The sequence below is a fragment of the Flavobacterium sp. 38-13 genome, assembly GCF_001899155.1.
GTDB classification, from domain to species: domain Bacteria; phylum Bacteroidota; class Bacteroidia; order Flavobacteriales; family Flavobacteriaceae; genus Flavobacterium; species Flavobacterium lindanitolerans.
In genome coordinates this window covers 1-14,563 of the sequence record NZ_MKVG01000001.1, presented here as the reverse complement: position 1 = coordinate 14,563, position 14,563 = coordinate 1, and the positions used below count along the sequence as shown (strand labels likewise).

General features: G+C 39.5%; 5 protein-coding genes. 2 read left to right on the top strand and 3 right to left on the bottom strand.

Annotation, left to right across the window (positions count from 1 at the left end):
* Nucleotides 1–8,251: BspA family leucine-rich repeat surface protein (locus tag BGO88_RS00025; protein ID WP_286705522.1), on the bottom strand; the 8,251-nt coding region annotated here is incomplete at its 3' end.
* A gap of 875 nt (nt 8,252–9,126) precedes the next feature.
* Here BGO88_RS00025 and BGO88_RS00020 point away from each other — a divergent pair.
* Entirely contained in the window at nt 9,127–9,843 is a 717-nt protein-coding gene (locus BGO88_RS00020; RefSeq protein WP_286705521.1) for an SDR family NAD(P)-dependent oxidoreductase, read from the top strand.
* A gap of 17 nt (nt 9,844–9,860) precedes the next feature.
* On the top strand, nt 9,861–10,556 hold the full coding sequence (locus BGO88_RS00015) for a DUF1826 domain-containing protein (RefSeq protein WP_286705520.1): 696 nt from the start codon (nt 9,861–9,863) through the stop codon (nt 10,554–10,556).
* 24 nt (nt 10,557–10,580) lie between these two features.
* Here BGO88_RS00015 and BGO88_RS00010 read toward each other — a convergent pair whose 3' ends face one another.
* Together BGO88_RS00010 and BGO88_RS00005 are read right to left on the bottom strand one after the other, a co-directional pair.
* Entirely contained in the window at nt 10,581–13,445 is a 2,865-nt protein-coding gene (locus BGO88_RS00010) for a type I restriction endonuclease subunit R (protein WP_286705519.1), read from the bottom strand.
* Nucleotides 13,446–13,548: 103 nt separating this feature from the next.
* The gene (locus BGO88_RS00005; protein WP_161041746.1) at nt 13,549–14,475 is read right to left on the bottom strand and encodes a tyrosine-type recombinase/integrase; all 927 of its coding nucleotides are present in this window, start codon (nt 14,473–14,475) and stop codon (nt 13,549–13,551) included.
* Nucleotides 14,476–14,563 lie beyond the last annotated feature (88 nt).

The following is a 14,563-nucleotide window of genomic DNA, read 5'->3' as shown; positions in this document are numbered from 1 at the left end:
TTAAGGTTGCCTTCGTGATGTTAAAATCGGCACCGGTGTAGGCGATGTCGTAATTCCCGCTTACGGCCAGTGTTCCCTGGTTGATGGCATAGGTACCGATGTTTTCACCTGCCGTTCTGGTCAAGGCTCCCGTGATAACCGTATGGTCGTCACCGTTTGCAAATCCCGTTACTGTATAGGTCAATGCCGGATCGGCTGAACCGTAGGCTTTCGACTTGGCATCTGCAACGATATTCAGTGTTGCCTTGGTGATGTTGAAATCCGCTCCGGTGTAGGCAATATCGTAGTTCGCCGTAGTTGCCAACGTACCCTGTTCAATGGCATAGGTACCGATGTTTTCACCTGCAATTCTTGTTAAAGCGCCTGTGATAACAGACTGATCGTCTCCGTTTTCAAATCCGGTTACGGTATAGGTCAATACAGGGTCAGCCGTTCCATAGGTTTTTGATTTCGCATCTGCAACGATATTTAAGGTTGCCTTTGTGATGTTGAAATCAGCACCGATGTAGGCGATGTCATAGTTTCCGCTTACTGCCAGTGTTCCCTGGTTGATGGCATAGGTACCGATGTTTTCACCGGCTACTCTTGTTAAGGCACCTGTGATAACAGACTGATCGTCTCCGTTTTCAAATCCGGTTACGGTATAGGTCAATACAGGGTCAGCCGTTCCGTAGGTTTTCGACTTGGCATCAGCAACGATGTTCAGGGTTGCCTTCGTGATGTTGAAATCAGCACCGGTGTAGGCGATGTCATAGTTTCCGCTTACTGCCAGTGTTCCCTGGTTGATGGCATAGGTTCCGATGTCTTCACCTGCCGTTCTGGTTAAGGCTCCCGTGATGACCGTATGGTCGTCACCGTTTGCAAATCCCGTTACGGTATAGGTCAGTGCCGGGTCAGCCGTTCCGTAGGCTTTTGATTTCGCATCAGCAACGATATTCAGTGTTGCCTTGGTGATATTGAAATCGGCACCTGTGTAGGCGATGTCGTAGTTTCCGTTTACTGCCAGTGTTCCCTGGTTGATGGCATAGGTTCCTATGTCTTCACCGGCTGCTCTAGTGAGTGTTCCGCTGATGATGCTTTGGTCGTCACCGTTTGCCAATCCGGTTACGGTATAGGTCAGTACCGGGTCATTTGTTCCATACACTTTTGATAGATCATCTGCAACTATATTTAAAGTTGCTTTGGTGATATTAAAATCCGCTCCTGTATAAGTGATGGTATAATTTTCGGCATTTAATGTTCCCTGCCCAATAGAGTAGGTTCCCACATCTTCTCCGGCTGTTCTGATAAGCAATCCTGTTAATGCGGTTGCTGTATCGCCGTTTACCAACCCGTTAGCCACGTATGTCAATATTGGGTCTCCGGTTCCGTATATTTTGCTAATTGTGTCGGCGGTTACTATTAGGGTAGCCTTGTTGATGGTCAATCCAAAGACAACATCCGGTGCCGGATTGTAGGTTTCATTACCTGCCTGTTTTGCGGTGATATTGACTTGTCCCGCTTTATGGATTTTGATTTTCCATTTATTTCCGTCTGCTGTGTCTTGAAAAGCTTCGGCTATGCTGTTGTCTGCAGATGTGTAGCTCACTTCGAGACCTGAACTTGCAGTAGCTGTTGGCACAAAAGGCACATCACCATAGGCTTTAACCATGTCATTAGCCGTAATGGTTTGGTCTAACCCGCAGCTTTGTCCACTTGCGCTGTCGCCTGTAATAGTCCAGCCCTTGTCAGTGGTCAATGTTGTTCTTGCCGATAGAGTATTGGTGCCGTATTGTATTCCTTGTGCCCCCAGATTACGTCCTGTTGGTGTGTTTGGATTATTTGCCCAGCCTTGCAATGTGAACGAATAGTTCTGACAATCCATTCCTGAATTGTTGAGCATATAAGCCATATCAATATTTGGATTGAGTTGCCAGTTACCTAAGTTTTGGTTAAATGATGTAGCATCCCTAAACATATCAGACATTTCAGTTGCATTTTGTGTATTCCAATTATCTATGTTTTGGTTAAATGTTGTGGCATCCATAAACATACCACTCATGCCGGTTACGTTTATTGTATTCCAGTTGCTAATATCCTGATTAAACACGCCAGCTTGCCAAAACATGTAGTTCATATATATTACATTTTCAGTATTCCAGTTACTAATATCCTGGTTAAAGACTTCCGCACCGGCAAACATACTATACATATCGGTTACATTTTGTGTATTCCAGTTACCAATATTCTGGTTAAAGGCTTTAGCATTTTTAAACATAAAGCTCATATTTGTTACCTTTTCTGTATTCCAACTGCCAATATCCTGGTTAAAGGCTTCAGCATTGTAAAACATACCACTCATATCCGTTACTTTTTCCGTATTCCAGTTGCTTATGTTTTGGTTAAATATTTTTGCATCGCCAAACATATATCCCATATCCGTTACATTTTCAGTATTCCAATTGCCAATATTCTGGTTAAAGGCTTCGGCATCGTAAAACATACCCCTCATATTCGTTACTTTTTCCGTATTCCAGCTGTTGATAGAAGGAGTGCCGATAAGTGATGTACAATAAGAAAACATCCAACTCATATCTCTTACCATGCTTAAGTCAGGGATGTCAGTAGCTGTGACATTCATATTTATGCACCTATTAAATGCTTGTCTTATTTCATTCCATTCAGCAATACCCCATTGAGAAACATCGATTATACGTTCGTAGTTGTAAAAGTGGACTGAAAAACCTTTGAGATAGCTAGGCTTCAGGTTTAGAGTAATGATTTCGTTTGCCGGCACACTGATTCTCACTTCACCCCCTTCAGTAATTGTTCCTCTGCCTGTACTGCCTCCTGATGCACTCCAAAAATAATCCACAGATTTGCCAGGCGTAATGGTACTATTAAACATGATATCATTGCCGGGGTCCCAATGATCATTATACTTACTCATATCCCATACTGTGACAAAGTCTCCCATTGCTGTTGTAATGGTAAAGTCTGCTGCAGTATAAGTAATAATATAGTTTTCAGTGTCTAATGTTCCCTGTGTAATAGCATATGTTCCTACCGCTTCACCTGCTATTCTGGTCAATGCCCCTGTAACAACCGTTTGGTCATCGCCATTAACTAATCCAGTTAGGGTATAGGTCAATGCCGGATCCGTTGTGCCATATTCTTTGGATAGGGCATCAGCTGTTATTGTTAAGGGCGCCTTATGTATGGTCAATCTAAAGATGACATCTGTTGCTGCATTATAAGTTTCATTACCGACTTGTTGTGCCCTGATGGAGGTTGTTCCTGCTTTTTTAATTTTCAGCTTCCATTTATTACCGTCTGCAATGTCCTGAAAGGCTTCGGCTATGGTGTTGTCCGTAGATACATAGCTTACTTCAAGACCTGAACTTGCCGTTGCCGTTGGTACAAAAGGCGCATCGCCGTAGATTTTGACCATATCAGTAGCGGTAATGGTTTGATCAAGCCCGCAGTTTTGTCCGCTTGGCCCGCCGTCTCTAATCGTCCAGCCCTTGGTGTTGATTAAAAAATTTCTTGCCGTTTCAGCATTGGTGCCGTATTTTTTGTATGAAGCTCCGAAATTGCGTCCGGAAGGAATGTTGGGATTGTTTGACCATCCATTCAGCGTAAGCGAGTAGTTCTGGCAATCCATTCCTGAAAGGTCCAGCATATTGGTCATATCTGCATTTGGATTCAGCTGCCAGTTACCGATATTCTGATTAAAGGCAGTAGCATTTACAAACATGTATCCCAAACGAAGTACTGAAGAAATATCCCAATGGCTTAGGTCCTGATTAAAGGAGCTTGCATAATTGAACATACCATGCATATCGGTAACTGCAGTAATATTCCAGCTATCTATGGGTTTATTAAATGCAGTTGCCGAATCAAACATACCACTCATATTGGTTACTGCTGAGGTATTCCAGTTTCCAATATTCTGGTTAAAATTTTTGGCACCGGCAAACATTACCCTCATATTTGTTACTGCTGAGGTATTCCAGTTGCCAATAGGTTGGTTAAATGCTTTGGCATTGGCAAACATACCGTTCATATCCGTTACTGCAGCGGTATCCCAACTACTGATGTTTTGGTTAAAGGCAGTAGCTCCTCCAAACATGGAGCTCATATTGGTTACATTTGATGTATTCCAGTTGCTGATATCCGCATTGAAGACCGGTGAAAAGGCAAACATTCCCTGCATGTTGGTTACATTTTGCGTGTTCCAGTTGCTTATGTTTAGGTTGGATGCCCTCGATTCCTGAAACATTCCTTCCATATTGGTTACATTTGACGTATTCCAATTGCTTAAATCCTGATTGAATGCTCTGGCACCACTAAACATATAACCCATATTGGTCACGTTTGCCGTATTCCAGCTGCTAATGTCTTGATTAAAAACAATGTTAGCTGTAAACAAACTTTCCATATTGTTGACTGTTGTCGTATTCCAGCTACCGATGTTAGCCGGACCTGTCATCGATTGGCAGTTGTTAAACATCTTTCGCATAGAACGTACTGCACTCAAATTGGGGATATCAGTTGCAGTAACGTTGAGATTGACACAATCACTAAAGGCATTTTCCATAGTGCTCCAGGCTACATCTCCCCATTGGGTAATGTCGATAAGACGTCGTATGTTGTTGTTGCTGTTTGCCATGATATTAATGGCTTTTATTTCGGAAGCGATGCTTAAGGTGATGATTTCACCGGCAGGCAGTCCTGTTATCTGGGCGGAAGTATTTGTTGTCAGTGTACCACTGCCACTGCTGCCTCCTGATGATGTCCAGGTATAACTGACCGGTGCATTTTGGTAGGTGGTGATTCCAAAACGCAGGCTGGTTGGAGTGCTTTGGTTTCCATCAGGTATGCCCATATCCCAAACGGTAACAAACGGTCTTCCGCAGATAGTACCGCTTGGGCTGTCGCCTGTGATGGTCCAGCCTTTGGAAGTGGTCAGTGATGTACGTGCTGCTAAGGCACTGGTGCCGTATTGTCTGTATAAAGCTCCAAGGTTACGCCCTGAGGGTGTATTGGAATTGGCTGCCCAGCCTCTGAGCGTTGCAGAGTAACTGGCACAATCCAGATACGACTGTCTCAACATATCAGTCATTTTTACAACAGGATTCAGTTGCCAGTCGCCTATGTCCTGATTAAAAGCATAGGCATATTGAAACATGGAACTCATGTCAGTTACATTTGCTGTATTCCAGTTGCTTATGTTCTGATTAAAAGCACCGTTCCTCTCAAACATATATGACATATCGGTTACATTTGCCGTATTCCAGTTGCCTATGTCCTGATTAAATATCGGATTCTGTTGAAACATATAACTCATGTTAGTTACATTTGCCGTGTTCCAGTTACTGATGTCCTGATTAAATATCGGATTCTGTTGAAACATATAACTCATGTTAGTTACATTTGCCGTATTCCAGTTACTGATGTCCTGATTAAATGCTCGGGCATAGGCAAACATAGCTCCCATGTTGGTCACGTTTGCGGTATTCCAGTTGCTGATGTCCTGATTAAATGCCTGGGTATTCTGAAACATAGCGCCCATGTTGGTTACGTTAGCCGTGTTCCAACTGCCAATATCTTGATTGAAAACCATAGTGTATGAAAACATGTTTGACATGTTGGTTACGTTAGCCGTGTTCCAGCTACCGATGTCCTGGTTAAATGCCTGAGCAAACTGAAACATTGCTTCCATATCGGTCACATTAGACGTATTCCAGTTGCCAATATTCTGATTGAAGGCTGAGGCCCCTCTGAACATATAAGCCATAGTGGTTACATTTCGTGTGTCCCAATTGCTGATGTCCTGATTGAAACGGGTTGCCCTGCTAAAAACCTGAATCATATTGGTTACATTTGACGTGTCCCAGCTTCCTATGTTGGCAGGGCCAGTGAGGGAAGTACACTCCGCAAACATGGTTCTCATAGTGGTTACCCTGCTCAGGTCCGGTATGTCTGTAGCCGTAACATTGAGGTTAGAACACTGTAAGAAGGCATTTTGCATACTGCGCCATTCGGCGGTTCCCCATTGGGCAACATCGATAATACGGGGCTCATTAAAAATGACAACTGATGCCAGATTCTCAGGTTTTATATGGAGTGTAATTGTTGGCTTGTTGGGAGGTATGAAAATTTGGAAGCCTGATGGGGTGGAGTTGGTAACGGTGCCACTACCGCTGCTGCCATCGGGAGCTGTCCAGAAGTATCTGACCACATTGTTTGGCGATGGCAAGGTAGTAATGTTGACGGATGATATTATTGTATGAGTACTTATTTTGGTCATGTCCCATACGGTAATAAAATCTCCGGTAGCATTGGTGATGGTAAAATCGGCTCCGGTATAGCTGATGATATAGTTCGCCGCGGTTAAGCCTCCCTGTGTAATGGGATAGGTGCCTATTGTTTCACCAAAGGCTCTTCGTAAAGTACCGGAAATTACGGCCTGGGTATCGCCATTTACCAATCCGTTGGCGGTAAAAGTTAAGACAGGGTCTGCCGCACCAAATTCTTTTGATTTGGCATCGGCTGTGATGGTTAAGGGTGCCTTTAGTATTGTCAGGTAAAAGAAAACGTCGGGAGCTTGAACAAAAATTTCGTTTCCGGCCTGTTTTGCCGTGACTCTTACCTGTCCTGCTTTTTTTATTTTTAGCTTCCATTTGTTACCGTCTGCTCTGTCCTGAAAGGGTTCTGCTATACTATTATCCGCTGAAACATAGCTTACTTCCAGACCGGAACTTGCTGTTGCGGTTGGTACAAAAGGTAAGTCACCGTAGGTTTTGACCATTTCGGTTGCTGTAATGGTTTGTGAACGTCCGCAATTTTGTCCGCTCGGGCTATCTCCTATAATAACCCAGCCTTTGTTGTTGGTCAACAAAGTTCTGTATGCTGTAATATTGTTTCCGTATTGTATGCCCAACGCCCCGAGTCTACGTCCGGGAGGGGTGTTTGGGTTGTTGGCCCAGCCATACAGTGTTGCCGAGTAGTTTGTACAGTCCAATCCGGATTCATCCAACATATTGCCCATATTTGCATAAGCATTAAGCTGCCAGCTACCAATGTTTTGGTTGAATTTAGTAGCCCTGAAAAACATCTCTCTCATATCTGTTACGGAAGTTGTATTCCAGTTGCTTATGTTTTGGTTGAAAGCTTTGGCATTCTGGAACATATACCCCATATTGATTACATTTGCGGTATTCCAGCTACTTATGTTTTGATTGAAAACATAGGTATAACCAAACATAAAGTCCATATTCTTTACTGAAATGGTATTCCAACGGCTGATGTCCTGATTGAAAGTTTCTGCCTGATAAAACATAGCACGCATATTGGTGACTTTTTCTGTATTCCAGTTTCCAATATTCTGATTAAAAGCTTTTGCGTCATAAAAAAGACCTTCCATAGTGGTTACCTTTTCTGTATTCCAACTGCCTATATTGCCGTTAAAAGCAAAAGCCTGCCTAAAAACAGTGGACATGTCGGTTATATTTTCTGTATTCCAGCTTTCTATGTTGGGAATGGTGTCAAGTTCCGAACATCCATAAAACATTCCCTTCATGCTGCTTACTCCCGTAAGATCTGGAATATCCGTAGCAGTTACTTTTAGGTAGGTACAGCCTAAGAAAGCATTTTCCATAGTTTTCCATGCTACGCTGCCCCATTGGGAAATGTCCACAAGTCGTCTAGGTTCTATTTGGTTAAAAGCGGTGAAGTCGGGTGCTATGGTTAATGTAATTAATTGATTTGCAGGTAGACCTGTAATCAAAGCTTGAGTACTGTTTGCAGGTATGGTACCATTGCCGCTATTGCCACCAGAGGCCGTCCAGCTATAATTGACCGGTGTGTTTGGCAAGGTTGTAATGCCAAAACGCAAAGCCGAAGAACTGCCTAACGGTCCGTGAGGTTTGCTCATATCCCAGACAGTGATAAAGTTTTCCGGGGCGACAGTATTGGCTTCCGGTATTGAAACTGTTTCTGTAACGCCAGTAGCTGCGTTGGTGTTTTGAAGGTAATTTTTACCTACAGGGTTTTTATAGCTACTACTATTATTGGTTGTATTGTGTGCGTCTTTTTTATAGAATACACTACTATCATCCGGCATATTGTCAATAAGGCTGTACAATACAGATTTTTTAGCCAATACGGTTGCCACATCATTGTTTGATGATAAATGTTTTTTTGCAAAGCTATGGGTATAGCCAAAAAGCAAAAAGGCCAATAAATAAGTAGAATGTAATTTTCTCATCTTTAAATCAATTTAATTTGTTCTCAATCCCGATTCTTTAAAGGAATCATTAATTAGAAGCTATTCCAGACAGCGATTGCTGCAGAATTGCTACAAAAATGACTTATAGACAGATGCGGAATTGTTTCCGAAAACTGTATAATCAGTCGAATACTATTAAAGATGAGTAAATAAAAAATACGCTACCGCGGAAACGCAGGACTGGGTTTCCGGTTTAGGGTTACACGCTTAAAATTTTAGATAAGGCAAGACTATTGAATTTCGAAACCTATTTCAATTGGATGTAGGAAGAAATCATATGTATGCTTTTGAACGGATGTAATCCGACCAAACAGTTTGCTTGCAAGAATGGGAGTAATTCTTATCTATAACTGATAAAAGGTAATAAGGTGCCGTTTATTTGTTTCCAATTTTTGGGTTCCGGACATCCCTGTTGTGAGGAAGACTCTGGTAAAATCTAAATCATTTTGGCCTGTAAGTGTTTTCATATGTGCTTATTTTCAGGGTGTAAATATATAGAGAATTTAATTACATGACCTAGCGGTTTAATCTTTTTAACAGTAAGTTAACCGGTATTTTCAAAATAATTAACTTTAAAAGTAAGTATTTTAAGGTATAAACGTTAATGTTTATAATATAATAAAACATGATGCTTTTCAATTTTATGTTATTGCAATTGTTCATAATTTTGTTGTTTTATATCCAAAACTATTTCTTTTGAAAGAAGTTAAACGTTGCTAAATCACATAAAAGAATACCTGTCAAAACGAGATTTTTGAATCTGCAAATTGATATGGATTGTATTTTGATTTTTATTCCTGTTTATCCTTTTACGTATATTTGGCATAAAAGCAAAATAAGCCTTTACCATTTTTATGAAAAAAGCAATTATTATTGGTGCCACATCCGGAATTGGAAAAGAACTGGCAAAAATTCTTTCAAACAACGGATATAAGGTAGGCCTAACGGGTAGGAGAAAGCAACTACTTGAAGCTATCCAGACTGGAAATCCACAAGCTTTTGAAATCTTACAGTTAGACATTACAGAAATCGACACGCTTTCAAATAAACTCGATGAATTGGTTCATAAATTAGGAGGTATGGATTTGCTGGTTATCAGTTCCGGAACAGGAGACTTTAATCCGATACTTGACTTCGATATAGAAAAAAAGACTATTGATACTAACGTTACCGGATTTACCTTTGTTGCAGACTGGACTTATCAATACTTTGAAAAACAGCAATCCGGACATTTAGTAGGTATTACATCGCTTGCGGGCATAAGGGGCAATCGTATTGCACCCTCATATAATGCCAGCAAATCCTATCAGATTAATTACCTGGAAGGATTGCGGCAAAAGGCAGGAAAAGCAAAACATGACATAACCGTAACCGATATTCGTCCGGGTTTTGTTGCTACCGATATGGCTAAGGGTGATGGGCAGTTTTGGGTAGCAACTCCCGAAAAAGCGGCAAAGCAAATCTATGCTGCAATTCGTAATAAAAAACGAACAGCCTACATAACAAAAAGATGGGGTTTGATTGCTTTTCTCTTAAAAATTTTGCCAAAACGGATGTATGAAAAAATGTAAACAGGCTTTATTAAAATATGAGTAACAGATTTTCCGATAACAATCAGGTTGGAGTAGTGGCTTCATTTTCTGAATTGATGAATACTCATTTTCTGGGTAATACTAATGCACTATGCTGGCACAGAAATTTAGACGGAGATTTTAAAGAAATTGTGACGAAGTTGCAATTAAAGGAAAATATTACCGAAGTTTCCATTGAAGATCTTTTAGCATTGCAATTATCAGAAAAGGGAAATGTTGCCAGAGAAATTATACTCAATGACCTGCAATTATTAACCGATTTCGGAGCATCGCCTTCTCTTAATTTGTTGAAACGCTATGAACGGGATGATGAGTTCGATTTTATTTCAACCGATGTTTATTCCTGGCATGTAGACCGTTCACCTGTGGGTACAGATACTTTTTTATGTACTTACTATGGAGCTGCAAGTGATATTATACCAAACGATGAGGTTCTACAAAAAATCCTGATTCCGGAAATTCGGGAAAAACTGAAAGAATTACACGACGGACCAGAATCAGAATTTGAAGATTTTTTAAAGGAGAATTATTTTGACTTGCATTATCAGGCTAAACCAATTGCTCAACCTGTTAATTTAGGATTGGGACATCTTTGGCGATTGGCGGTAGACCATCCGGAGCAAAAGGTTTTGCCATGTGTGCATAGGGCGCCTGTGGAAAGGGGTGAATATCGGTTGTTGTTGATTTGTTAGGGGTAATGAACGAATCTTCAAAAACTAGGCGTTAACTCCATCAACGAAAACGTCGACAAAATTTTGCACTTTCTGAATAATTCTCCTGCCTATATTATTCCTTTCAGTGAGTTTTGGCTTTACTTCAAGAAGTTTTAAAGTATCACTAATTTTAGGCGTTTTAGCCGTAAAAAGAAAATCATCAATAGCATCTCTGAATCTATCTTTATTCAAAGATTCTTCAGTAGCAATTTTGTCAAAAGCAGCGTTTTTTTCATTATTCCAGAATTTCTCAAATTCTTCATTTACATTATTACCGTCAGAAATATGAGGCAGATTTTCTTCTATAAATTTCTCTATCAGTTCTTTTTTGCTTCTCAGTTTAGCATCTCCCGAAAGAATATCCCTGATTTCTTTTTTCTTTAGTTCCAGTTTATCACCTTTCAGATTGGAGTCCGTAAGGTTGGCTAATAATGAAATTATATAGTCTACATTTATTTCATCACGATGAATTAATTCCAGCTCAAAATCTACATCATCCAAAATACTTGCCTTTCCTTCGCCACCATCTTTTTTTCCTTTAATTTCGGTCCATAAATCGAGATATTTACTTTTGTATCCATCAAATTCAAACTCGGTCATTTCCAATTTGTCAAAATCGAAATCTGCAAATGATTTTAAAATATTCAGAACACGCATTAGTTCACGAAAAGCCGTAATGAACTCAAACTTGTCCTGTTCGGTTTGATAGCTGTTGACACTGTCAACCTCGGGCGCAACTAATTTTAGTGTTTCTAAAGCAGAATTGAAAAGCTCGATATAATCTTCAATAGGATGGATGATGATTTCCCGAATCGCTTCTTTATTGGAAAACAACGTAACAGCATCATCGGTTGCCGATTTAAGATTTCGGAAACAAACAATATTGCCTTGCGATTTCTTTTCGCCTAAAAGTCTGTTGGTGCGGGAAAATGCCTGAATCAATCCGTGATATTTCAGGTTTTTATCTACAAATAAAGTATTCAGTTGCGGACTGTCAAATCCTGTGAGAAACATGTTGACAACAATGATTAAGTCAACTTCTTTACTGCGAACTCTTTTGGCAACGTCATTATAATAGTTGTAAAAAGTCTGAGAGTCCTTTGTAGAAAAGTTCGTCCCAAACATTTCATTATAATGACCAATATATTTTTCTAATACATTTCTGCTATGGGAATCCCCATATTGAGCCTGTGGTTCTGCAACCATCCTGAACTCGGGTTCGTCATAAATTCCATCTGCATCTTTCGATTCTTCATTGGTTCCATAACTGAAAATGGTAGCAATCTTTAACTGATGTTTACCTTCTTCTTTCTTTTTCTGAAAGAGGTCATAATATTTCTGCAAAACATCAATACTACTTACACAAAACATTGCATTAAAGGTACCGCTGTGTGTTTTTCTTCCATATTCTGCGATAAGATAATCTGCAATTTTTTCAAGACGTTTCGGGCTTTCCAAAAGCTCTTGCGTATCTATTGCCTCAACGTCAGTATCTATGTAAGTATTGCTACCTTCTTTCTCCTTGTATCTTCCGACATATTCCACAGAAAACTTCAAAACATTATCATCGCGAATAGCATCGGTAATCACATACTTGTGCAGACAATCCTCAAAAAGCCTGTTTGTGGTTGCCGGAGCTCCGTCTATTTTCCCAATCGAATTGACTTCAGAAATGGGAGTTCCGGTAAAGCCAATCATTTGGGCATTTTTAAAATATTTCTTGATATTCTGATGCGTATCTCCAAACTGGCTTCTGTGGCATTCGTCGAAAATAAAAACCACTTTTTTATCTTTCAGCTTGTCTATTTTGTTGCCATGTTTTTCTTTGGTAATGGCGGTATTGAGTTTTTGTAAAGTGGTAACAATCAGCTTTGTATTATCCGAAAGCTGTTTAACCAGATGGGCAGTGTTTTCTGTGGCATCTACACTTCCTTTTTCAAAGGCATCGAATTCTTTTTGGGTCTGATAATCCAAATCCTTTCTGTCAACCACAAAAACAACTTTCTCTACTTTTGGGATTTCTTTCAGAATCTGGCTGGCTTTAAAGGAAGTCAATGTTTTTCCCGAACCTGTTGTATGCCAGATGAAACCGTTTTTATCGGTATTTCTTACCCGGTCAACAATTTTCTCAACAGCATAATATTGATAAGGTCTTAGAACCATCAATATTTTATTCGTTTCATTCAAAACGATATACTTAGTAATCATTTTAGCAATATGGCAAGGTTCTAAAAATGCCTGTGCAAAAGGTTCCAACTGCGTGATGTTATTGTTGTGTTCATCAGACCAAAAGAAAGTTTGCTTAAAAGTCTGCTTGGCGTTGTTGGAGTAATATTTCGTATTAACTCCGTTACTGATAATAAACAGCTGAACATAATTGAATAATCCGCTTCCTGAATTAAAAGACTGATGATGGTAACGGTTGATTTGGTTGAAAGCTTCTTTCATTTCCAGACCACGACGTTTTAGCTCAATCTGGACTAAGGGCAGTCCATTGATTAGTATTGTTACATCGTATCTGTTTTTATAACTGCCTTCCTGAGCAATCTGATTGGTGACCTGAAACTGATTCTGACACCAGTGGTCCTGGCTGATAAACTCAATCCATTCCGAACTTCCATCATCTTTGATAAAATGAAACTTGTCCCGAAGAATTTTTGCCTTCTCGAAAACATTTCCCTTTGAAAGATGGTTCAGAATTTTTTCAAATTCTTTGTCAGAGAATGTTTTTTTATTATGAATTTCGAGTTGCGTTTTTAGATTTTTAATCAGGTCATTTTCATTACAGATTTTTACTTTTTTATGCCCTAATTGCTGTAATTGTTCAACTAATTTCTGTTCTAAAATATATTCAGGTTGGCTTGACATTCTTTGATGTTATGAGGTTGATGAAAATTTTGCCAGACCTAAAAAATCTGACAAAATTTTAATTGTTCCTTCAAATTTAATAAATAATATATGATGAGTGCAATTATTTGAGTGCTTTAAACATTTGGTCGATTGCTTTTTTCTTCTGTTCCAGATTAGGATGAACATACAAGTTGAGAGTGGTGCTAATATTGGAATGCCCCAACAGGACACTTACTGTTTTGTAGTCGCAATTGCTCTCAATGCATCGTGTAGCAAAACTATGACGTAATCCATGAAATTTAATATCCGGGATTTCTAAGTAGCGCATTAGGTTTTTATAATAACTTCGGTAGGTTCTTGGTTCTGTGGGTTTGGAGTCATTGGTTAAAACATAAAAAGCAGGATTTACAATTTTCTTAAAAGGTTTCAGCATTCTCAGAAGTTCTCTGGTAATTGGAATTTCACGGATTGAATTTTTAGTTTTTGGGGTGTCAATAAGAAGTTCGGTTTTACGTTCTCCATCTTCAATCACGTAGATTCTTTGGATAGTTTTACGAATGTTGATAATCCCGTTATCCGTATCGATATCTTCCCACGTAAGGGCACAAATTTCACCAATTCGCATTCCTGAACAGAGGCAGATATAAACACCTAAATTCCTAAAGGTAAAATGCTCCTGAATATAGCTCATCACTTTTTTCTGATGTGTTCTGCTCAAAACTTCAATCGTGTGGGTTTCCCTTACTGTGGGATATTGAATATCAAAATTGATAAACTCAATCCATTTATTCTTAGCTCCAAATTTTAACACCATTTTTAGGACAATAAGAATGTCTTTTATACTTTTCTGACTTAGTCCCTGCTCCAGTTTTTGAAATACAAATTTCTGAACATCTTTTTCTTCAATTTCAGAATGGTTTTTGAATACAGGCAATAAATGATTTTCCAGTAATAGCATATAAGCCGAAAAAGTTGATTTTTTTACATAAAGTTTTTTGTCGTTCTTCCAATGTTCAGCGATTTCGGCTAATGTTTTCTTTTTTGTCATAATTTTTGATTTTTTAAATGATTTTCTAACTAATCTCAAAAGTTATGAAATAAAGATTGAGGACTGTTATTCCTTAGACTGTAAGAAA

Coding starts and splice junctions, on each gene's coding strand:
- BGO88_RS00020 (WP_286705521.1), top strand. CDS start 9,127: ATGAAAAAAGCAATTATTATTGGTGCCACATCCGGAATTGGAAAAGAA.
- BGO88_RS00015 (WP_286705520.1), top strand. CDS start 9,861: ATGAGTAACAGATTTTCCGATAACAATCAGGTTGGAGTAGTGGCTTCA.
- BGO88_RS00010 (WP_286705519.1), bottom strand. CDS start 13,445: ATGTCAAGCCAACCTGAATATATTTTAGAACAGAAATTAGTTGAACAA.
- BGO88_RS00005 (WP_161041746.1), bottom strand. CDS start 14,475: ATGACAAAAAAGAAAACATTAGCCGAAATCGCTGAACATTGGAAGAAC.